General features: G+C 72.0%; 19 protein-coding genes and 1 pseudogene. 10 read left to right on the top strand and 10 right to left on the bottom strand.

Annotation, left to right across the window (positions count from 1 at the left end):
• Positions 1–1,579: D-aminoacylase (locus E1264_RS22520; protein WP_132176655.1), on the bottom strand; the 1,579-nt coding region annotated here is incomplete at its 3' end.
• Positions 1,579–2,841: an amino acid deaminase gene (locus tag E1264_RS22525; protein WP_132176657.1), complete on the bottom strand. Its 1,263-nt coding sequence runs from the start codon at positions 2,839–2,841 to the stop codon at positions 1,579–1,581. The genes E1264_RS22525 and E1264_RS22520, both read right to left, overlap by 1 nt.
• A gap of 113 nt (positions 2,842–2,954) precedes the next feature.
• Here E1264_RS22525 and E1264_RS22530 point away from each other — a divergent pair, with 113 nt between their 5' ends.
• Positions 2,955–3,704, top strand: a complete 750-nt coding sequence (locus E1264_RS22530) for an IclR family transcriptional regulator (protein ID WP_132176659.1) — start codon at positions 2,955–2,957, stop codon at positions 3,702–3,704.
• Here E1264_RS22530 and E1264_RS22535 read toward each other — a convergent pair.
• Positions 3,701–4,441, bottom strand: coding sequence for an ABC transporter permease (locus tag E1264_RS22535; RefSeq protein ID WP_132176661.1), 741 nt, complete (start codon positions 4,439–4,441; stop codon positions 3,701–3,703). The two genes, E1264_RS22530 and E1264_RS22535, sit on opposite strands and share 4 nt — an antisense overlap.
• A gap of 70 nt (positions 4,442–4,511) precedes the next feature.
• Between E1264_RS22535 and E1264_RS22540 the strand changes: the two genes are divergently transcribed.
• The gene (locus tag E1264_RS22540; protein ID WP_243711097.1) at positions 4,512–5,369 is read left to right on the top strand and encodes a polysaccharide deacetylase family protein; all 858 of its coding nucleotides are present in this window, start codon (positions 4,512–4,514) and stop codon (positions 5,367–5,369) included.
• Between the two features lie 46 nt (positions 5,370–5,415).
• On the opposite strand, the gene E1264_RS22545 is transcribed toward E1264_RS22540, so the two are convergent.
• Complete coding sequence (locus E1264_RS22545; protein ID WP_132176663.1) at positions 5,416–7,629, bottom strand: MMPL family transporter; 2,214 nt, start codon at positions 7,627–7,629, stop codon at positions 5,416–5,418.
• 284 nt (positions 7,630–7,913) lie between these two features.
• Between E1264_RS22545 and E1264_RS22550 the strand changes: the two genes are divergently transcribed.
• The 3 genes from E1264_RS22550 to E1264_RS22560 are packed head-to-tail and all read left to right on the top strand — an operon-like array spanning position 7,914 to position 10,748.
• On the top strand, positions 7,914–9,197 hold the full coding sequence (locus tag E1264_RS22550; RefSeq protein ID WP_243711098.1) for a histidine kinase: 1,284 nt from the start codon (positions 7,914–7,916) through the stop codon (positions 9,195–9,197).
• The gene (locus tag E1264_RS22555) at positions 9,161–9,805 is read left to right on the top strand and encodes a response regulator transcription factor (protein ID WP_132176666.1); all 645 of its coding nucleotides are present in this window, start codon (positions 9,161–9,163) and stop codon (positions 9,803–9,805) included. The genes E1264_RS22550 and E1264_RS22555 overlap by 37 nt, the downstream gene beginning before the upstream one ends.
• A 40-nt stretch (positions 9,806–9,845) precedes the next feature.
• Positions 9,846–10,748: a hypothetical protein gene (locus E1264_RS22560; RefSeq protein ID WP_132176668.1), complete on the top strand. Its 903-nt coding sequence runs from the start codon at positions 9,846–9,848 to the stop codon at positions 10,746–10,748.
• Here E1264_RS22560 and E1264_RS22565 read toward each other — a convergent pair.
• Positions 10,714–11,517, bottom strand: a complete 804-nt coding sequence (locus tag E1264_RS22565; RefSeq protein ID WP_132176670.1) for an enoyl-CoA hydratase-related protein — start codon at positions 11,515–11,517, stop codon at positions 10,714–10,716. The two genes, E1264_RS22560 and E1264_RS22565, sit on opposite strands and share 35 nt — an antisense overlap.
• 578 nt (positions 11,518–12,095) lie before the next feature.
• Between E1264_RS22565 and rho the strand changes: the two are divergent.
• Positions 12,096–13,208: pseudogene (gene rho, locus E1264_RS22570) on the top strand (transcription termination factor Rho); the annotation flags it as partial.
• Between the two features lie 9 nt (positions 13,209–13,217).
• Here the strand turns inward: rho and E1264_RS22575 are convergent.
• Both E1264_RS22575 and E1264_RS22580 read right to left on the bottom strand, forming a co-directional pair.
• Positions 13,218–15,089, bottom strand: coding sequence for a serine/threonine-protein kinase (locus E1264_RS22575; RefSeq protein WP_132176674.1), 1,872 nt, complete (start codon positions 15,087–15,089; stop codon positions 13,218–13,220).
• 71 nt (positions 15,090–15,160) lie between these two features.
• On the bottom strand, positions 15,161–16,735 hold the full coding sequence (locus E1264_RS22580) for an acyl-CoA synthetase (protein WP_132176676.1): 1,575 nt from the start codon (positions 16,733–16,735) through the stop codon (positions 15,161–15,163).
• Between the two features lie 218 nt (positions 16,736–16,953).
• Between E1264_RS22580 and sigE the strand changes: the two genes are divergently transcribed.
• Positions 16,954–17,493 (top strand): RNA polymerase sigma factor SigE, encoded by a 540-nt coding sequence (gene sigE / locus E1264_RS22585; protein WP_243711102.1) that lies wholly within the window; start codon positions 16,954–16,956, stop codon positions 17,491–17,493.
• 37 nt (positions 17,494–17,530) lie between these two features.
• Here the strand turns inward: sigE and E1264_RS22590 are convergent, their stop codons facing one another.
• Positions 17,531–17,923: a TetR-like C-terminal domain-containing protein gene (locus E1264_RS22590; RefSeq protein WP_243711099.1), complete on the bottom strand. Its 393-nt coding sequence runs from the start codon at positions 17,921–17,923 to the stop codon at positions 17,531–17,533.
• Positions 17,924–18,000: 77 nt separating this feature from the next.
• Between E1264_RS22590 and E1264_RS22595 the strand changes: the two genes are divergently transcribed.
• The gene (locus E1264_RS22595) at positions 18,001–18,141 is read left to right on the top strand and encodes a DUF4267 domain-containing protein (protein WP_243711100.1); all 141 of its coding nucleotides are present in this window, start codon (positions 18,001–18,003) and stop codon (positions 18,139–18,141) included.
• A 37-nt stretch (positions 18,142–18,178) separates the two neighbouring features.
• On the top strand, positions 18,179–18,673 hold the full coding sequence (locus E1264_RS22600) for a cupin domain-containing protein (protein ID WP_132176680.1): 495 nt from the start codon (positions 18,179–18,181) through the stop codon (positions 18,671–18,673).
• A gap of 79 nt (positions 18,674–18,752) precedes the next feature.
• Here E1264_RS22600 and E1264_RS22605 read toward each other — a convergent pair whose 3' ends face one another.
• On the bottom strand, positions 18,753–19,469 hold the full coding sequence (locus E1264_RS22605; RefSeq protein ID WP_132176682.1) for a choice-of-anchor P family protein: 717 nt from the start codon (positions 19,467–19,469) through the stop codon (positions 18,753–18,755).
• 112 nt (positions 19,470–19,581) lie between these two features.
• Entirely contained in the window at positions 19,582–20,427 is an 846-nt protein-coding gene (locus E1264_RS22610; protein WP_243711101.1) for a L,D-transpeptidase, read from the bottom strand.
• Positions 20,428–20,641: 214 nt separating this feature from the next.
• Here E1264_RS22610 and E1264_RS22615 point away from each other — a divergent pair, with 214 nt between their 5' ends.
• Entirely contained in the window at positions 20,642–21,190 is a 549-nt protein-coding gene (locus E1264_RS22615) for a YceI family protein (protein WP_132176686.1), read from the top strand.
• Positions 21,191–21,259 lie beyond the last annotated feature (69 nt).

Raw genomic sequence — 21,259 nt, forward strand, 5'->3', positions numbered from 1 at the left:
TTCCGGTTTCGGTGCGGCGGAGGGAGCGGCCGGGGAGCGCTCCGGTGTGGCGTCCGCCGGAGATGACGGGCGTGCCGCCGACGAGCACGTGCTCGATGCCCTCGGCCTGCTGCTTCGGGTCGTCGAACGTGGCGGTGTCGCGGACGGTCGCGGGGTCGAACAGGACGAGGTCGGCGTGGTATCCGGGCTCGACGAGCCCGCGGTCTTCGAGGCGGAGCCGCCGCGCGGCGCGTCCGGTCAGGTGCGCGACGCACTCCTCCAGGGACAGGACGCCCAGGTCGCGGACGTAGTGGCCGAGGTAGCGCGGGAACGTCCCCCAGGCGCGCGGGTGCGGTTTCGCGGCGGCGAGGAGCCCGTCGCTGCCGCCGGTGTGGCACGGGTGCCGCATGATCGCCTGGACGTTCTCCTCGTGCCCGACGTGCTGGAGGATCGTGGTGGCGAGGTCGTCGGCGATCAGCCGCTCGCAGAAGACGTCGAACTCGGGACGCCCGGAAGCGGCGGCGAGCTGGGCGATGGTCCGTCCGACGACGGAGGCGTCCGGGGAGCCGGAGACCTCGATCGTCTCCCACTCGGCGGGGACGCCGTGGCAGCCGTCCGAACCCTCGACCTCCATCACGTGCCGGATCCGGGCCCGCTCGGCGGGGTCGTGGAGCCGCGCCAGCAGCGCCGAGGGACCGCCCGCGGCCGCCCAGCTCGGCAGCAGCGCGGCGAGGGTCGTGGAGCCCGGCAGGTAGGGATAGGTGTCGAGGGTGATGTCGCAGCCGTCGGCGATGGCGTCGTCCAGGAGGGCGAGCAGTTCGGGCGCGCGGCCCCGATTGACGCCGAAGTTCATCGTCGCGTGCGCGAGGTGCAGCGGGCAGCCGGAGCGGCGCGACAGCTCGACCATCTCGGCGTACGCCTCCAGCGCGCCCGCCCCGTACGAGCGGTGGTGCGGCGCGTAGAAGCCGCCGAGCGACCCGACGACGCGGCACAGCTCGGCCAGCTCCTCATCGTCGGCGTACATGCCGGGCACGTACGTGAGGCCGCTGGACATCCCGACCGCGCCCTCGCGCATACCGGCGGCGACGAGTTCGCGTTGCCGGTCGAGTTCCGCCGGTGTCGGCGGACGGTCCTCCCAGCCCATCGCGAGCATCCGCACCGTGCCCTGCGGGACGAGGTAGCAGGCGTTGACGGCGATGCCCTGGTCGAGGCGGTCGAGGTATTCGCCGACGGTGCGCCACGACCAGTCGAAGCCGGGCGGGTCGGTGTTCCAGCCGGCGATGGCGCGGCGGGTGTCGGCGAGGGTGGTGTCGTCGACGGGCGCGTAGGACAGGCCGTCCTGGCCGATGACCTCCGTCGTCACGCCCTGGCTGACCTTGGCGAGATGGTCGGGCTCGATGAGGAGCGCCAGGTCGGAGTGGGCGTGCATGTCGATGAAGCCGGGCGCGAGAACGAGGCCGTCCGCGTCGATGGCGGTGGTGCCGGTGAGGCCGTGCCCGATCTCGGTGATCCGGCCTTCGGCGATCGTGACGTCGGCGACGCGGCCGGGGGTGCCGGTGCCGTCCACGACGGTCGCGCCGCGGATCACGGTGCCCGGCATCAGAACCACGTCCTCACGAGGTCGATGACGACCGGTTGTCCGGCGTCGGCGTCGTCCAGCACGGGGATCAGCGTCCATTTGTCGAGCGCGGTGCACGGATGCGACAGGGCCAGCCGCACCACGTCACCGGGCTCCACGGAGGCGTCCTCAAGAAAGGCGTGCTGGTCGTTGACCGCGGTCACGGACGCCTTCTCGACCACGTCCGGTCCCTTCCCCCTGACGAACTGCGGCACCGGAAGACCCTCGTCGAACGGAAGGTCGCGTTTGCCGGCGTCCAGGAGCGCAAGGGCGGGCTCCGGACGGGACACGACCCGCGCCCAGCCGTGCATGGCCGACCGCAGCCGCGCGCCTCCGGCGACGCCCCGCGAGAACGGCGAGATCTCCCGGTAGAACCCGTCGTCGTGGACGATGTACGCCCCCGACCGCAGCACGACCCGCCCCCCTGAGTCGCCGAGCACGTCCGCGACCTGGTCGAAGAAGGAGCTGCCGCCCGCCGTCACGATCGGCTCGTCCGTCTCGTAGTCGAGGCCGGCGAACAGGTTGGCCATCCGGCGCAGGTAGGCGTCGACGGCGCCGCGGCCCTCGTCGGACGCGTCGTGCGCGAGCGCGCCCTCGTATCCGGCGAGCCCGGCGAGGCGGAGCGTCGGCGCCTGGCGCACGGCGTCGGCGAGGGCGCGGGCGTCGCCGTCGTCCCGGACGCCGGTGCGCCCGTGCGGCCCGCCGATCTCGACGCACACGTCGACGCGGCGCTGGGCGCGGGCGAGGCGCAGCGCCTCGTCCATCAGCTCGACCGAGCGCGGCGAGTCGACCCAGGACACGAACTCGAACTCCGGATGCTCCTCCAGCTCGGCGGCCAGCCAGGCGAGGCCCGCCGGGTCGAGGAGCGAGTTCGCGAGCATGATCCGCCGGACGCCGAAGGCGCGCGCGACGCGCAGCTGCGGCAGGTTCGCGACCGTGATGCCCCACGCGCCCGCGTCGAGCTGCCGCCGCCACAGCTGCGGGGCCATCGTCGTCTTGCCGTGCGGGGCGAGCGCGACGCCCGCGACGTCCGCCCACCGCGCCATCGTCTGGACGTTGTGGTCGAGCGAGCGCGCGTCCAGCGTCAGCAGCGGGGTTCCGAAGTCGTCGAGGGGCGGGCGGCCGTCTCGGACATTCGCCACCGACATCCCGTGCAGCGACGCCGGAATCGCTTTGAAGCGCCAGTCGAGCCGCTCCTCGCCGAGCGCGTCGATCGCACCGGCATCGATGCTCGCGACCATCATGACCTCCGAGATTGCACATAATGCAACGATAATTGCGTCTTGTGCTGTTGTGGTTGTAACATCACCCGCGGGTGCCGGTCAACGACCCGGGGCTTACCCACGGAGGGAGCCTGATGAGCCAGAGCCTCGCCCGCGCGCTCGCGATCCTCGGCGAACTGGGCGAGGGGCCCCGCACCCTGGACGAGCTGGCCGCGACGGTCGGCGTCCACAAGACGACCGTGCTGCGCCTGCTCCGCACGATGGAGTCCGACCGTTTCGTCCACCGCGACTCCGCCCACCGCTTCCACCTCGGCTCCCGCCTGTTCGCGCTGGCGGGCGCGGCGCTGGAGCAGCGCGGCATCCGCGACGTCGCCGCCCCGCACCTGGCCCGGCTGAACGAGGAGACCGGGCAGACCGTCCACCTCGGCGTGTACGAGGGCGGCAACGTCATCTACCTGGACAAGTACGACTCGCGCCACTCGATCCGCATGTACTCGCGGGTGGGGCTGAGCATGCCGCTGCACGCCACCGCGATCGCCAAGGTCCTGCTCGCCGACCTCCCCGAACCGCGCCGCCGCCGCGTCGCCGAGGAGATCGAGTACGCCGCGTTCACCGAGCACACCATCACCGGCCCCGACCGGCTCCTGGACGAGCTGTCCCAGGTGGCCGCCCAGGGCTACGCCCTCGACGACGCCGAGCACGAGACGTTCATCCGCTGCATCGCCGCACCCGTCCGGGACGCGACCGGACGCGTCATCGCCGCCGTCTCCATCTCGGTCCCCGAGGTCGTCCTGACCCGCGACGAGGTCCTCGCCCTCCTGCCCGCCCTCCTCGAAACCGTCCGGGCCATCTCCACCGCCTGCGGCCACACAGAACCGGGCTAGCCCAACCTCCCCGTCGCGACCAGTTCCAGGGTGATCAGGACGGCGATCGACTCGACGGCCAGGAGGCCGACGAGGACCAAGAGCTGGATCGCACCCGCGTCCACCGGGTCGGCGCCGCCCAGCAGGACGCCGACGAACGCGCCCGGCAGCGTGACCAGCCCGACCGTCCGCGTCTGGTCCATGACGGGGAACAGGCCGAGCGCGGCGGCGGGTCTGCACAGCTCCAGCGCGGCGTCCCGGGGCAGGAGGCCGAGCGCGAGGCCGCCCTCGTACTCGCCGCGCCGCGTGGCCAGCTCGTCCAGCGCGCGGCGTCCGGTGAGGCCGGTCGCGGACATCGCGCCGCCGATGAAGATCCCCGCGATGGGCAGCACCGCCACCGGACGCGACGGCACCGCCGTCGAGGCCAGCAGCAGGGCGAGGACGGGCGCGACCCCGGCGACGATCGGCAGCAGCGTCCACCAGCCGGATCCGAGCGCGGAACCGGTGATGCGCCGTCCCGCCGTGGCCGCCGCGACCACGACCATGCCCGCGACGAACACCGCCGTCCAGCCCGCGCTGCGCAGCACCGCCGCGATGAGCAGCGAGACGGCCGCGAGCTGGACGGCCGCCCGCACCGCCACGACGACGACGTCCCGGCCGAGACCGAGCCCGCCGGCGCGGACGGCCACCGCGGCGAACGCGGTGAGCGCGGTCAGTACGAGCGCGAGCACCGGCCCGAGTTCGGGCACCGCGCTCATCCGTCCCCCTTGGGGGGTGAAGATCCCATAGCGGCCTCCTACCCGGTTAAACACCGATAGCGTTGGACATGTGGAGGTTGATCTGGCCGGTGAGGCGTCCAAGCTCGCGTCCCGCCTGGCGTCCCGCCGCGAAACGCTCTGGCTGATGGGTGCGGCGGCCGGTCTCACCGTGCTGGGCGCGGACGGCGCCCGCCCCTCGAACGACTCCCGGGCCGCCGCGCAGACGACGACTCCCCGCGCGCGGCCCGCCGCGAATCCGGCACCGCCGCCGAAGCCCACGCCGAAGCCGCGTCCCGCCGCGTGGACGCCCGCGAAGCTCACCGCGGTGAAGACGCCCGTCCGCGAGCTGTCGCAGCTCTCCCCCGCGCCGCCGCCGAAATCCATCGCGCTCACCATCGACGACGGCCCGAACCCGAAATGGACGCCGCAGATGCTCGACCTCCTCGCCGAGGAGGAGATCCACGCGACGTTCTTCATCATCGGCGAGCAGGTCAAGGAGTATCCGAAGCTGACCCGCCGCATCGCCGACGCCGGTCACCAGATCTGCAACCACACGGAGACGCACCCGATCGGCATCGGGGGGATGTCGGCCAAGCGCGTCCGCAAGGAGATCGTCGACGCGCACGACCGGATCGCCGACGCGACCGGCGTCGTCCCGCAGTACTTCCGGTCGCCGGGCGGGGCGTGGTCCAAGACCGTCCTGGAGCTGACGGCCGAGCACGGCATGCTGCCCATCGACTGGGCCGTCGACCCGCGCGACTGGGCCCGGCCGGGTGTCGGGCGGATCCGCAGGTCCCTTCTGGCGGGCAAGGAGGGCGACATCGTCCTGTGCCACGACGGCGGCGGTGACCGCTCCCAGACCATCAAGGCGCTCAGGAGCGCCATTCCGAAACTGAAGAAACGCGGGCTGACCTTCGTCGCCCTTTAGCGCGCGAAAGCCCCGGCCGAAATGGCCGGGGCTTTCGCATGAGGTGCTAACCCTGCGGGATCAGCGGTTGCGGAGCCGACGGCGGCTGGATCGGGTCGGGATCGGTGTGCTCGGCGTGCGAGACGCGCGGGAGCCAGCCCAGCCAGGCCGGCAGGTACCAGTTCGCCCGGCCCAGCAGCGTCATCACGGCCGGGAGGAGCACCACCCGGACGATCGTCGCGTCGATCAGGACCGCCACCGCCAGGCCGACGCCCAGCTGCTTGAACGCCTGCATGGTGAGCGTCCCGAAGATCCCGAACGTGGCGATCATGATGACGGCGGCGCTGGTCACCGGGCCCGCCGTGGCGAGGATCCCCTCCCGGACGGCCCGCGTCGTGTCCAGCCCCCGGTCATAGGCCTCGCGGATCCGGGAGACGACGAACACGTGGTAGTCCATGGACAGGCCGAACAGGACGACGAAGACGAACAGCGGGATCCACGACTCCAGGGCCCCGGCGCCCGTCGTCCCGACCAGGTTGTCGCCCCAGCCGTGCTGGAACACCGCGACCATGACCCCGTACGCCGCGCCGACTGACAGCAGGTTGAGGACGATGGCGCTGACCGCGATCGGCAGCGAGCGGAAGAAGACCAGCATCAGCAGGAACGTGATCCCCATGACGAAGAGGAACACGGGGACGATGCTCGTCCTGAGCTGCGCGTTGTAGTCGGTCGACCAGGCGAGCTGGCCGGTCACCGGGGCCTCGCCGACCTTCCCGACCGTCTGCGGGACGATCCGTTCGCGGAGCGTCTCCAGCGCGTGCGTCGAGGTCGCGTCGGAGCCCGTCCCGGCGAGCGGGATCTCGATCTCGGCGAGGTTCTCCTTGCCGTGCACGGTGACCTCGATCGGCTCGTTCATCTCCCTCGACGCGACGGCCCGCCGCTTCAGGTCGTCGATCGCGGCGGTGACCTCCGGGGCGTTGATGTCGCGGGCCTTGACCACGACGACCGCCGGGTCCGGGTTGCCGGGGAACGCCTCGTTGAGCCGCGTGTAGGTCTGCGCGATCTCCTCGCCCGGCGGGATCTGCTGGTCGATGCGGAGCCGTTCGGTCTTCATGCCGAGCGCGGGCGCGGCCAGGGCGAGCAGCAGCCCGGCGGCGAGCACCGCCGCGATCCCCGGACGGGCCAGGACGGGCTTCAGCAGCGTCCCCACCACCCCGGCGCGCTCCTGCGCGGACCGCCGCCCCCGGCGCCGGCCCCGGAACGGGATGCGCGCGAACTCGACCTTGTCGCCGAGCAGCGAGAGCAGCGCGGGCAGGACGGTCACCGACCCGAGCATCGCGATGAGCACGACCAGGATCGTCGCGACCGCGAAGCCCTTGAACAGCAGCAGCCCGGACAGGAACATCCCGGACATCGCGACCATCACGGTCAGCCCGGAAACCAGGACCGACCGTCCCGAGGTGGCGGCGGCGATCGCGAGGGCCGTGCCCCTGTCCCGGCCCTCGCGTCGCTCCTCCCGCTCGCGCTGCAGGTAGAAAAGGCAGTAGTCGACGCCGACCGCCAGCCCCATCAGCAGCATCACCGAGTTCGTCGTGTCGTCGACGTGCAGCGCGTGGCTCGTCACGGCGAGGAGCCCGCCCGCGGCGAGGAACGCGGTGAACGCCAGCATGACGGGCAGCACCGCCGCGACCAGCGCGCCGAACGCGACGAGCAGGATGCCGAGCGCGAGCGGCAGCGCCGTCACCTCGGCGCGCCGGAAGTCGCTCCCGAAGACCTCGTCGAACCAGGCGTCGGCGGTGGCGCCGCCGAACTGCCCCATCTCGACCGACGGGTTGTCGCGCTCCGCCTTCGCCACCGCCTCCTGGATCGCGGGCAGTGGATCGGGCGCGTCGTCCGCCACCTCCGGGACGGTGAACTGCACGATCACGTGCCGGCCGTCCTTGGACGTCACGTCCGGCCGCAGATCGGTGATCTTCCCGGTGGCCTGGACGTTCGCCCGGACGGCCGCGACCGCCCGCCTCATCTCCGGCGACCCGGCCGCGTGCGCGCCGCCGGAGATGAGAACGGTCTCCTGGTTCGGGTCCTCGATCCCCGCCTCGGTGAGGATCTGCTCGGCCCGGGCCGACTGCCCGGTGCCCTGCTCGTAGCCCTCCATCGTGACCTGCCCCGTCGCCCCGCCGAGCACCGAGGCCAGGACGACGAACAGCAGCCACCCGAAAATGGCGGTCAAGCGATGCCGCGCGCTCCACCCGCCGAGCGTGGCGGCGAAATTCCGTTTCATGGGTTCCCCGAAAATCGTCGGTTAGGGATGACCCCATGAACGCTAGAAAGCGCGGGAACTGCGCGACATGGCCCTAGACGCCGTCCAACGGTGTAGCTAGGTACAGGTGTAGCCAGGTACACCCCATCCTTGGGTTGCGGGCACACTGTGCGGAAGGGCGCAGGCCAGAAGACTGGACGTCATAAGCCAGCGACCCTGGGGGGATCCCCGTGAACAGTGGATTGTCGAAAGAGACGTGGGTGCAAGAGACGCGATCGAAGGAGACCCGGCCGCGGGAGACGCGGTTGCAGCTGCATGTCCGGGCGCCGTGGCGCGGGCTGGCGTTCTGGCTGCTGGGCATCCCCGCGATGCTCACCGGCGCGTGGTTCCTCACGGTCGTGTCGATGATCTCCAGCTTCCTCGGGGTGCTGCTGTTCCCGTCCGCGGTGATGCTGCTGCGCACCCAGCTGGACGCCTACCGCTCCAGGATCAACAACTGGACGGACGTCCACATCGAGCGCCCCTACCTCCCGGAGCCCGAGTACGAGCCCGGCTTTCAGGGCATGATGAAGCGCTTCGTCAGGCTGATCACCGACCCGGCGACGTGGCGTGACTACCTGTGGGTCGTCGCCGACCCGATCGTGGTGCTGTTCACGGCCGCGCTGCCGGGCCTGCTCGTCCTGTACGGGCTGTGGGGGATCGCGGTCGCGACGTTCGCGGGCGGGCTGATCGGCCACTACGGCGGCAGCGACTGGTACGCCTACATCCCCATCACCGAGGGCTACGACCAGGACGTCTCGCGCATCGTCTCCACGCTCATCATCGCCGTCTTCTGCATCGCCGCCGGGCTCCTCATCGGCCCGAAGATGATGAACGTGTACGGCCGCTGGGGGCGGTTCATCCTCGGCCCGACGAAGAAGTCGGAGCTGGCGCTGCGCGTCCGGCACCTGACCGAGACGCGGTCGGAGGCCGTGGACGCGTCCGCCGCCGAGCTGCGCCGCATCGAGCGCGACCTGCACGACGGGGCGCAGGCCCGGCTCGTCGCGATGGGCATGAGCCTCGGCGCGATCGAGCACCTCCTCGACAAGGACCCGGAGAAGGCCCGGATCCTGCTGGCGGAGGCCCGCGAGTCGTCGGCGAAGGCGCTGCACGAGCTGCGCGACCTCGTCCGCGGCATCCACCCGCCCGTGCTCGCCGACCGCGGGATCGGCGACGCGGTCAAGGCCCTCGCGCTCGACCACCCGCTGCGGGTCGAGGTCGACGCCGACCTGCCCGCCCGGCCCGAGCCGCCGGTCGAGTCCGCCGCCTACTTCGCGGTGTCGGAGATCCTGACGAACGCGGCCAAGCACTCCGGCGCGTCCCGCATCTGGGTCGACATGCGCTACGAGCACGGCATGCTGCGGATCACCGTCACCGACGACGGCCACGGCGGCGCCACGCTGGACGGCGGGACCGGACTGCGCGGGATCGAACGGCGTATCGGTACATTCGACGGCGTCCTCGCCCTCAACTCCCCCGTGGGCGGTCCGACGATCGTCACCATGGAGCTGCCGTGCGCGTTGTCATCGCCGAAGACCTCGCCCTCCTGAGAGAGGGCCTGGTCAGCCTGCTCGAAACGCACGACTTCGAGATCGCGGCCGCGGTCGACAACGGCCCGTCGCTGCTGAAGGCGCTCCTCGACCACCGCCCGGACGTGGCGGTGGTCGACGTGCGCCTGCCGCCGTCCTTCACCGACGAGGGGCTGCAGGCGGCGCTGGAGGCGCGCCGCCAGGTCCCGGGCATGCCGGTGCTGGTGCTGTCGCAGTACGTCGAGCAGCTGTACGCGCGGGAGCTGCTCGCGGACGGCAGCGGCGGCATCGGCTACCTGCTGAAGGACCGGGTGTTCGACGCCGCGCAGTTCGTGGACGCGGTCCGCCGGGTCGCCGCGGGCGGCACCGCGATGGACCCGGAGGTCATCTCCCGCCTCGTCGCCAGCAACACCCGGAACACGCCGATCAGCCGCCTCACCCCGCGCGAGACCGAGGTCCTGGAGCTGATGGCGCAGGGACGCTCCAACGCCGCGATCGCGGAACGGCTCGTCGTCACCGAGCGGGCCGTGACCAAGCACACCGCGAACATCTTCACCAAGCTCGACCTGCCCGTGACCGGCGACGACAATCGGCGGGTTCTCGCCGTTCTGGCCTACCTGAACCGCTGACGGTTATCTTGCTCGGCGAGATGGCCCCCGGGAGGGCGCGATGACGGTGGTTCTGGTTCTGCTGTGCCTGGCGATCGCCGGCAGGGAGCTCTATCTCGCGTTCGAGCGCAAGCGGATCCCGGGCGCCCCCGAGATCGCCGACATCCGCACCCAGCTCCGCGCGCTGAAGGGGACGCGGGACGAGCTGGAGAGCGTCCGCACGTCCCAGCGCGAGCAGCTGGAGCGGCTGGCCCGCGAGCAGGACCGCGACCGCGAGGCCCTCGGCGAGGCCGACGCGCGGATCCGGTCGCTGATCGCGCAGATCAACGAGCGGATGGTCCCGGACGTCAACGAGAAGCTGAGCCGCCAGCGCGAGCTGCTGGCCGGGCAGGACGAGGCGGTCCGGGCGCTGGCCGCCGAGGTCGCCGGGCTCCGCGCGAACCTGGCCCGGCGGCTCGACCAGGCCGTCGCGGCGTCCCTCGGCGCCGAGCCCGTGGACATGGTCGGCGGGGTCGTGCGCGCCGAGCCGTCGCCGGCGCGGGAGGCCCTGACCGGCCCGTACGAGCGGTTCACCGGGCACCACGGGCTGCGCGTCGAGCTGACCGACGTCGGCCGCTACTACCTGTCGGGCCGCAGCCCGCGCGGCCTCGAACGCGACTTCCTCGACCTCGTGCGCTCCCTGCGCGCCGAGCCCTGGGTGCCCTCCGGGGACGCGACGGAGATCCGGGACCTGCTGGACGTCCTCGGTTCCGCCGACCGGGGCGCGGTGCAGATCGGACCGCTGCTCGCCGTCCGGACGCCGGAGTCGCTGGTCTGCGGGGTGCTGCCGCTCGCCGAGCTGCTCCGTCCCGAGACCGCCGGGCTGCCGGACGACCCGCCCGCGGCCGCGCGCCGCCTGCGCCTCCTCCCCGAGACGCGGTACGCCGTGCTCAGCGGCGGGGGCGGGACGGCGCCGTCCAGGTGAAGTCCGGGGCGCGGCGTTCGAGGAACGCGGCGGCGCCCTCCTCCACCTCGCCGCTCGCGGCCATCTCCTCCAGCCACCACGCCGCCTTTTCCGCGACCGGCCCGGACGCGACGACGGCGTCCACGATCTCCTTCGTCGCGCACTGGGTGAGCAGGGAGCGGGACGCGAGCGTCGCGGCGAACTCGGCGACCCGCTCGCGCAGCCCGGCCCCGCCAGCCGCCGGGACGACCTCGTCCAGCAGGCCGATGCGGAGCGCGTGCTCGGCGCCGATCAGGTCCGCCGAGTAGAGCAGGTACTTGGCGGCGGACGGCCCCACCAGCCCGACGATCCGGACCGTCGCCGCGGCCGGGTAGACGATGCCGAGCCTCGCCGGGGTGATCCCGAACCGGGCGCCGTCCGCCGCGAACCGCAGGTCGCAGGCCGCGGCGAGCTGGCAGCCGCCACCGACGCAGTAGCCCTCGATCGCCGCCAGCGTCGGCTTCGGGAACGCGGCGAGCGCGCGCTCCGCGACCGTCCCGAGGTGGGAGTCGTCGTCGCGGTGGATGGCGTCCAGCTCGCCGATGTCGGCGCCCGCGCAGAAGTTGCCGCCCGCGCCGGTCAGCACCACGACCCGCACGCCGGGGTCGGCGGCGAGGCCGTCGAGGATGCCGGGAAGCGCCCGCCACATGTCCGCGGACATCGCGTTGCGCTTGGCCGGGCGGTCGATCACGATCGTGCCGACACCGCCCGCGACCTCCGCGCGCAGCCTCCCATCGGGCGACTCGGCCATGATCCTCCCTCCGCCCGGACGCGGCTCATCGTACGGAAGCCCGGGACGCGCCCCGCCGGAGGCCCGTCGGGAGGGCGCGCCGCCGCGGGACGATCCGTCCGAAAGCGGCCGATGAGCTCCGGGAATGCGAAACGGCCCCGAAGTGCTGTACTGTCGAGGCAGCGTCTTCGGATTTCCGCCACACGCGGCGAGGGCGTTTCTTCCCCGCCCGGGCCATCTGAGAGCCCGGTGATTCCCCGGTTCAGTACGCCGAGAGCAGCGTGCTGGGTCGCCGTACATAGGGAGCCGACGTCAGCCCGGTGAACCGAGCTGCATTTCTCTCGTTCCACTCGCGTACGCGCCGCGGGTTCCGCCGCCGTACCCGAGATTCGACCCCGGGCCGCGCGGAGCGTTCCGCGCCGGCCTGAGAAGGGACCCACATGTCCACTTCCACACTCACCACGACCGAACGCCCCGCCGCGGGCCACACCGCCGCCGAGGGCCGGACCACCGGATCCGAGGGCCGGACGGCCAGGGCGCCGCACAGCGTGTCCTCGCAGAGCGGCGGCCGGAAGAGCCGCCAGGGGCGGCGTCCCGCCGAAGAGGTCCCGCTCGTCCCGTTCCACGGCGTCCTCGCCGTCCAGGACAAGCACGCGTTCGTCCGCACCTCCGGCTACCACCCGGGCCCGGACGACGTTCACGTCTCGCTCGCCCAGATCAACGCGAACAATCTGCGTCCCGGCGACGCCGTCGCGGGAATGGCGCGGCCGCCGAAGTCCAACCGCGAGAAGTTCTCCTCCCTCGCCCGCGTCGAGACCGTGAACGGCGTCGCGCCCGCGGAGGCGGCGGACCGTCCCGAGTTCGGCAAGCTGACCCCGCTGTTCCCGGACGAGCGCCTCCGCCTCGACACCGGCCCGATCGCCACCCGCGTCATCGACCTGATCGCGCCGATCGGCAAGGGCCAGCGCGGCCTGATCGTGTCGCCGCCGAAGGTCGGCAAGACGATGGTGCTGCAGGCCGTCGCGAACGCGATCGCGCAGAACAACCCCGAAGTGCACCTCATGGTCGTGCTCATCGACGAGCGGCCGGAAGAGGTCACCGACCTGCAGCGGACGGTCCGCGGCGAGGTGATCCACTCGACGTTCGACCGCCCGGCGCAGGACCACACCGCGCTCGCCGAGCTGGCCATCGAGCGGGCCAAGCGCCTGGTCGAGCAGGGCCGCGACGTGGTCATGCTGCTCGACTCGATCACCCGCCTCGGCCGCGCGTACAACCTGGCGGCGCCGTCCAGCAGCCGGATCCTGGCGGGCGGTGTCGCGACGACCGCGATCTACCCGCCGAAGAAGTTCTTCGGCGCCGCCCGCAACATCGAGAACGGCGGCTCGCTCACCATCCTCGCCACCGCGCTGGTGGAGACCGGCTCCCGGATGGACGACGTCTTCTTCGAGGAGTACAAGGGCACCGGGAACATGGAGCTCAAGCTCGACCGGGGCCTCGCCGACCGCCGCGTCTTCCCCGCCGTCGACATCGACGCGTCCAGCACGCGCCGCGACGAGCTGCTCATGTCGCCCGAGGAACTCGCGCTCTCCTGGCGCCTCCGCCGCGCTCTCCAGGGGCTGGAGAAGCAGCAGGCCGTCGAGCACCTCCTGGAGAAGATGAAGGGCACCTCGTCCAACGCGGAATTCCTTCTCCGCCTCCAGCAGACGCTCTGACCCCCGCCGTCACGGCTTCTCGGGACGGAACGAACTGAGGATCTTGTCGTAGAGGCGCTGACCGGGCGTCCACTGCCGATCGGGCGCGTAGAAGCAGAACTCGTACCCCGCCGCCCGGCTGCACAGCACGTGCCTGGTCCTGTGCTCCCGGATGGAGTCCCTGCCCGGCCTGCCGACGCCGGCGCCCTGCGCGGCGCTCCGCCAGGTGAACTCCCATTCCGCCGCGCCCGCGATGACCTCCGGTACCGGTTCGAGGCGCAACCGGTGGTATCCGGGGTAGCGGTTCTCCGCCATGGCCGCCCGTTCCTCGGCGCGCAGACCCTCCAGCGGGTCGCCGAGCACCGGGGCGATGCGCAGTCCCCGTCCCGTGTGGACGTCCTTCCAATGCATGACGGGCCCGCGCCGCTCCGCCTGCCATCCGGCGGGCACGCGCACCGAATAGGCTCCCGCCTCCCGGTACTTCGCCGTCTTGGCCTTCACGTCCGACGCGGGACGCAGCGCGACCGCCTCGCTCTTGCCGATCGACGTCCAGCGGGCCGCCCAGGTACCGGTTCCGGCCGCGACCGCGGCGAGCACCGCCACGCCCGCCACCGCGCCCGGCCGCACCCTGCGCCCCGCCAGCAGCACCGGCGCGCGCAGCCGCAAGGGACGCCGGGGCCTCCACGCACCGCGCCGGCGCCACCAGCCGCGGCCAGGCGACCAGCCGCGCGGCACCCAGCGAGCCGCCGCCCAGCGAGCCGCCGCCGCCCAGCGACGCAGGCGCCGCTGCCGCGAACCAAAGGGCCGCGACGCATCGTCCCGGCGCTCCCCGGGAGGCCTGGGGTCGCGGAGCGCCCACGGGACGCGCGGACCGCGGAAGACGCGTGAGCGGGCCGCGTCCCGCGACACCCACGAACCGCGCAGGGCCCATGGCACGCGGCGCCGCAGCGTGAGCCGCGGCGCCGAGAAACCGCGCACCTCCTGGGGCGGCTTCGCGCGCGTGGCACCGGGCTCTGGAACGTTCCCGATCACGTCCTGCAACAGCTCGGCGGTGGCTTCGGCCGTCAGGCGGTCTTCCGGCCGCTGGCGCAGCAGCCCCTCGATGACGGGCGTCAGCGGCCCGGCCCGCACCGGACGCGGAAAGTCGCCCAGCAGCACCGCAACCATGGACGCCAGCGCGTGACACCGCAGAAACGGCGAGAAACCCTCGACGGCGGTGTAAAGCGTCGCGCCGAGCGACCACAGGTCGGACGCCTCGGCGCTCTGCAGCCGGTTCACCCGTTCCGGCGGGAGGTAAGCGGGAGAGCCCTCGATGCCCGCGGGCATGGTGTCGGCGGTCTCCTGCCCGTTGTGCATGTGGACGGCCAGCCCGAAATCGGTCAGCAGGACGCGCCCGTCATCGCAGATCAGAACGTTGCTGGGTTTCACGTCACGGTGCAGGATTCCCGCCGCATGCGACGCGCGCAGCACGGACAGGACGGCCGCGCCGATCTCGGCCGTCCGGCGCACGCCCAGCGGCCCGTCCTCGGTGACCAGCCGGTTCAGCGAGCACGACTCCAGGAACTCCATGACGATCCACGGCCGCCCGCCCTCGATGAGGAGGTCGTGGACGGCGACCACACCCGGATGCTTCAGCGCGGCGGTGGCCCGCGCCTCGGCCAGCAGGCGCCGGCACATCACCTTGCGCTCGCTCTGGGTGATGCGCCCGGGGAGATGGACCTCCTTGACGGCGACATGCCGGTCCAGCACTTCGTCGTAGGCGCGCCAGACGGTCCCCATGCCGCCCCTGCCGACCACAGAGAGCAGGCGATACCGCCGCGCAAGCGGTATCAACCGATCCCCGTTCATGGGGAAGTTAATCGCCCGGAAGCGCTCAAGGCACGCTCCCTCGGCATCAATCATTTCTTGACGGTGAGCCCGGGAGAGAAAGCGACCGAATGTGGTATAAGACCGCGCTCTCGGGAAAAGGTGCGTTAAGCCAGTACGCTCCGTGCCCACTTGTAGTCGGATTTGCCGACGGCCGTGCGTTGCACCTCGTCGACCAGCTTGAGCTGGCGCGGCAGTTTGTAGCCGGCGAGCCGCCCGCGGCAGTGCCCGGTCAGCTCCTCCAGCGTGACCGCCGCGCCCGGCCGGGCCGCGACGACGGCGGCGACGCGCTGCCCGAACCGGTCGTCCGGCAGGCCCACCACGACCGCGTCGACCACGTCCGGGTGGTCCTTCAGCGCGACCTCGACCTCCTCCGGGTACACCTTCTCCCCGCCCGTGTTGATGACCAGGGAACCGCGGCCCAGCAGCACGATCGTGCCGTCCTCCTGGCGGATGGCGAAGTCGCCGGGGATCGACCAGCGGGTCCCGTCCGCCGCGGTGAAGAACGTCGACGCGGTCTTCTCGGGGTCGTTGTAGTAGCCGACCGGGATGTGCCCGCTCCGCGCGAGCCGGCCGATCTCTCCGGGCGGAACGACGTTCAGGTCGTCGTCCAGGACGGTGACGTCGGCGTCCATCATGAACCGGGCGGTGCCGTCCGCTCCGTCGACGGACGGCCCGCAGGCCCCGGTCTCCGAAGCGCCATAGTTGTCGAGGAACATGATGTTCGGAAGATGGTCACGCAATGTTCGCTTGACGCCGTCGGTAAGCGGCGCGCCACCGGACGCGATACCGATCAGCGAGGGCACCTCGTATTGGCCGGTGGCCAGGGCGTCCGCGACCGGACGCGCCATCACATCGCCCACCAGCATCAGCACATTCGCCTGTTCCTCCGCGACCAGCCTGAGCGCCTTGTCGGCGTCGAAAGCGTGATCCGTGTAAAGGACGACTTTGGCGCCGCTGAACAAACCCATGAACGCGACCCATTGCCCGGCGCCGTGCATGACGGGCGCACAGTTGAGCACGGCCGTCGCGGGCTGGTCGGCGTTGGCGGCGAGCTCCTCCGGGCTGCCGATGGAGTCCCCGAAGACGTTCCCGCCGCCGAGCGCTCCGAAGAAGATGTCCTCGCAGCGCCATTCGACGCCCTTCGGGTACCCCGTCGTCCCGCCGGTGTACATGATGTAGCGATCGTCGTTGGACCGCTCGGGGAACCCCTCGCTCAGATCGGCCTCCGCGAGCGCGCGCTCGTACGGCACCGCCCCCGGGATCTCGGCCTCGGCCCCGTCCTCCAGCACCACCACATGCCGCAGCTTCGGCAGTTCCGCGCGGACCTCCTCGGTCTTCGCCAGGAGCGAACGCTCGCCGATCAGCGCGACGGAGTCCGAGTCGGCCAGGACGTGCCGCAGCTCCGCCGCCACGTACCGGTAGTTCACCGGGATCGGCACCGCGCGGATCTTGAACGCGCCGAACATCGCCTCGATCCACTCGGCCCGGTTGTGGGCGAGGATCGCGACATGCTCGCCGGGCCGCACACCGGCCTGCGCCAGATGCCGTCCGACCCGGTCGGCGCGCTCGTTGAGCTGGGCGTACGTCCGCCGCTCGGCTCCCGCCACCAGCGCGGGACGCGCCGGAGCGGCCGCGGTCATGATCTCCAGCAGGTCGGCCAGGTTGTAGCTTCGCACCATGCCACGGTCCTCGCGTATCGGGGCGGATGCCCCGATCCTGCATGCCGGGGCGGGCGAACTCAATGCCTATTGTCACTCAGTCCAATGAAATGGATCACACGATCGGATTGCCTGATCCGGCCACGCTTCACGCTTCTTACACGGCTCTTATCCGCCTCCCGGCATGCTTGGCCGTAACGATTCAGTATCAGACGGGGGTAGTGGTGAGCGCAGGCGCTATGGCGTGGACCCCGCCGACCTGGGAGGAGATCGTCAGCGAGCACTCCACCCGAGTGTTCCGGCTGGCGTACCGGCTGACCGGAAACCGGCACGACGCCGAAGACCTGACCCAGGACGTCTTCATCCGGGTCTTCCGTTCCCTGTCGTCCTACACCCCGGGCACGTTCGAGGGCTGGCTGCACCGCATCACCACGAACCTCTTCCTCGACCGCGCCCGCCGGAAGCAGCGCATCCGCTTCGACGCCCTGGGCGACGACGCCGCCGAACGCCTCCAGGGCCGCGAGCCGACCCCCGCCCAGGCCTACGACGAGCGCCACCTGGACGCCGACATCCAGCGGGCCCTGGACGATCTCGTCCCCGAGTACCGTGCCGCCGTCGTCCTGTGCGACATCGAGGGCCTGTCCTACGAGGAGATCGCGGCGACCCTGAACGTCAAGCTGGGCACCGTCCGCTCCCGCATCCACCGGGGCCGCGCCCACCTGCGCGACGCCCTGGAACACCGCCGCCCCGAAGTAACGACCCTCACCTCAGACCGCTAGCACCCCACTGCGCCGCCCCTCCCGGGAGGGTGTCCGGTCAGCGGGCGAAGCGGCCGATGAGGATGGCCAAGCGCTCGTCGTGGTTCTCGCGGGGCAGGCGGCCGCTGCGCATCAGGGTGATCAGGCCGTGCAGCCCGCTCCAGAACGTCTCGGTCAGCGCCGGTAGATCATCGTCGCCCGCGAGCGGCCGGAGGGCCTCCCGCAGCTCGCCGAAGGCCTGCCTGAGCGGCTCGGGAGCCTCGGGGGTGGCGAACGGCAGGTCGCTGGCGTGCGTGAACATCGCGTCGTACAGCGCGGGCCTGCGCTCGGCGAACGCCGCGTACGCGCCGCCGACGGCGGCCAGCGCCTCCTTCGGTCCCGGTGCCGCGGTCCGGGCCGCGCGCAGTTCGGCGGCCAGATCGGCGCAGCCTTCGACGGCGACGGCCGCCATGATGGCGTTCTTGCCCTTGAAGTGGCTGTAGAGGACCGGCTGGCTGTATTCGATCTCGGCCGCCAGCCGGCTGGTACATGCTCGTCGTCGCGATCGCTCCCCTGGGCGACACCCTCATCGTGCTGCGCCACGGCGGCACCAAGGCCGTGGCGTTCGGCGTCCACTTCGCCACCGCCGTCGCCGTGCTCGTCAGCGCCGCGCTGCTGTTCGCCGTCTGAGATATTCGATCAACCCACTAACGGAGGAGCCATTGCCATGTCCCAGCTCACGCCGGACTTCAACGAGGCCGTCATCGTCCGCGGCGCCGACGCCGAAGTCGTCGGCCGGGCCCCCACCAGCATCCGGCTGCTGGCCGACAGCAGCTCGACCGGCGGCGCGCTGTCCACCCAGCGCGTCACCCTCGGCACCGGCTCCGACGGCGCGAAACCGCACCGCCACGACAACTCCGCCGAGATGTTCTACATACTGGACGGCGCCGCCCAGCTGCTGTCGGGCGACCAGGTCGTCACCGCCGAGCGCGGCGACCTGGTGGTCGTGCCGCCCGGCGCGGCGCACGCCTTCGCCGCCGCGCCGGGCGAGATCGCCGACATCCTCATCGTCATCACGCCCGGCGTCGAACGCTTCGAGTACTTCCGCCACCTGGAGCGCATCGCCTACGGAAAGGTGCCGCCCGAAAGCCTCCTGGACGTGCAGGAGCTCTACGACACCTATTTCCTCTCCAGCCCCGCATGGGAATCGGCCAGGTCCTGAGCAGCCCGACACCGACCGGGGGCGGGCATGCGGAAGGGCCCGCGTAACCCCACGTCCGCGGGCCCTTCCTGTGTGAGCGTCAGCCGGTGACCGGGAGGTCGCCGGTGACCGGGGTGGGCGCGGGCGCGGCGTCCGGCGGGGTGGACGGCTGCGACGGCGTGCCCGGCTCGGACGGCTGCGACGGCGGGGTGCTCGGCTGGCCCGGCTTGCCGCCCTTGCCGCAGGTCACGGACGAGATGGCGATCGTCTGGGTCTTGCCGGCGAGGGTCAGGCTCACCTCGATGGCCGTGATGGACAGGTTGCCGTCGTGGTCGCGGACGTGCTTGTTCAGCGTGACCGTCGCGGCGCCGAGGCCGTTCAGGTTGACGGTCAGGGCCGAGTTGGGCGCCGCGGTGAGCTTCAGCTTGCGGCCGTTCAGCGACGCCTGCTTCAGGTGCGAGACGCCGTTGCCGTTCTCGCACTTCGCGGTGACCGCGCTGGCGCTCAGCCCGATCTTGGCGATCCGCAGGTCGGCGACGGACGCGCGGCCGTGCCCGGCCCAGGCGGCGGCGTTCAGCGCGCGCGCCTCGATGCCGAGCGCGTTGGCGGGCAGCTCGGCGACGCTCTTGCGCACCGGCTTGTGGCCGGTGGACGTCACGGACGGGGTCGGCGGGATCGCCACCGGCCCGGTCGCGGAGATCGCGACGGCGGAGCCGACGCCCCCGCTGGTCGCGGACGCGGCGGGGACGAGGGCCGTGAAGGGCAGCGCGAGCGCGCCGGCGACGGCCGCGCACTTCGTGATGGTCTGCAAACGCACGATTGCTCTCCTTGGGGGTTCTGAACTATGGATGGCGCGGATTGGCGGGGGGCACCCGGCCGGACGGCGAGCGGGGGCGGACCGCGGCCTCGCGGCCGGGAGTTCGGGGGTGTCAGGCGGTGACGTGGACGGGCGTCCCGAGCGGGGCCTTGGCGAGGCGCTTCAGGGCGTCCGGCGGGACGCGCACGCAGCCGTGGGTGATGGCCTTGCCGAAGACGGACGCGTTGGGCCAGCCGTGGAACGCGACCGTCCCGGGGCCGCCGCCGAAGGTGTCGAGGGTCTCCGAGTGCGAGCCGACCGGCAGGATCAGCGGGCTGTAGGTCGGCTTGGCCGGGGCCAGCGAGGCGAGGACGAACGTCCGTCCGGTCGGGGTCGGCGTCTTCGGCGCGCCGACCGCCACGGACCAGGTGCCCTCCTTGCGGCCCGAGTTCAGGAGGGTCAGCTTGCGGTCGCTGACGTCCACCTTGATGACGTGGGAGCTGCGCGCGACCTTCAGCCCGGAGTCGGGGATCCAGCCGGTCACCCCGTTGGGGCGGCTGGGCAGCAGCACGCGCCGCCAGCCGGGGCGGGTCTCCACGACCGGCACCCAGGTGTCGCCCTTGAGCTGGTCGGCGGGCAGTTCCGCGACGGCGGGCGCGCCGGGCTGCGCCGACACGGGGGCGGTCTCGTTGGGGTGCACGACGGTCCCGTCGAGGGCGGCGGCGGGCGCCGGGTCGGCGGGCAGGTCTTTGAGGGTCGTGTACGTGGTGGCCTGGGGCAGCTTGCCCCCGGCGCCGCCCTCGGCGGCCGCCTTGCCCGCGCCCGGCTCGCCTCCCCCGCAGCCGGTCACGAGGACGGCCGTGGCCGCCAGGATGGCCGCGCCGGCCGCGCCCGCCGCCGCCGGCCCGCGGGCCTGGCGGGGCCGATGGACCGGGCGGGCCGCGCCGCGGATGACGGCGCGCGGTTGTTCGTCGCTCACGAGGACTCCCGAAATGATCGTGGACGCCGGCGGGACGGGCCGTCGCTCTCCACACCCCGGCCCACCTGTGTGCCCGCTGATTACGCACGAGCACCCGCTGTGGTTGCACGCCTCGGGAACAATCTTCGATTTGACTATGTTTGAACCCTCAACTATCCTCCGACGAGTCGTTGAAGTTTCAAGCACATGCCTCTCAACACCGCTAGGAGCCACCATGAGCATCGCCGCCGTCGCCCCCGAGCTGACCGTGGGCACCTGGAACATCGACCCCGCGCACTCCGAGGTCACCTTCGTCATCCGGCACCTGATGACCAAGGTCCGGGGCACGTTCACCGAGTTCACCGGGTCCGTGCAGATCGCCGAGGAGCTGTCGGAGTCCAGCGCCACGGCCGAGATCAAGGTCGCCTCGCTCGACACCCGCAACGCCGACCGCGACGCCCACGTGCGGACCGCGGACGTCCTGGACGTCGAGAACCACCCCACCATGACCTTCGCGACCACGGGCGTCCGCGCCGAGGGCGGCGAGTACTTCCTGGACGGCGAGCTGACGATCAAGGGCGTCACCCGTCCGGTGAGCCTCTCGGTCGAGTTCAACGGCGTCGCGGAGGACCCGTGGGGCGGGACGCGCGCCGGGTTCTCCGCCCACACCACCATCAACCGCAAGGACTGGGGCATCGAGTTCAACGTGCCGCTGAAGGGCGACAAGGCCCTGCTCGGCGACAAGGTCGACCTCCAGCTTGAGGTCCAGGCCGTCCGCGCCTGACCCCGCACTTCCCAAGGGCCGCCCATCCGGGCGGCCCTTCGCCATTCCCGGGCCGGATCAGTGCGGGCG

Origin of the sequence: Actinomadura sp. KC216, from assembly GCF_004348535.1 — a bacterium.
Taxonomy (GTDB): Bacteria; Actinomycetota; Actinomycetes; order Streptosporangiales; family Streptosporangiaceae; genus Spirillospora.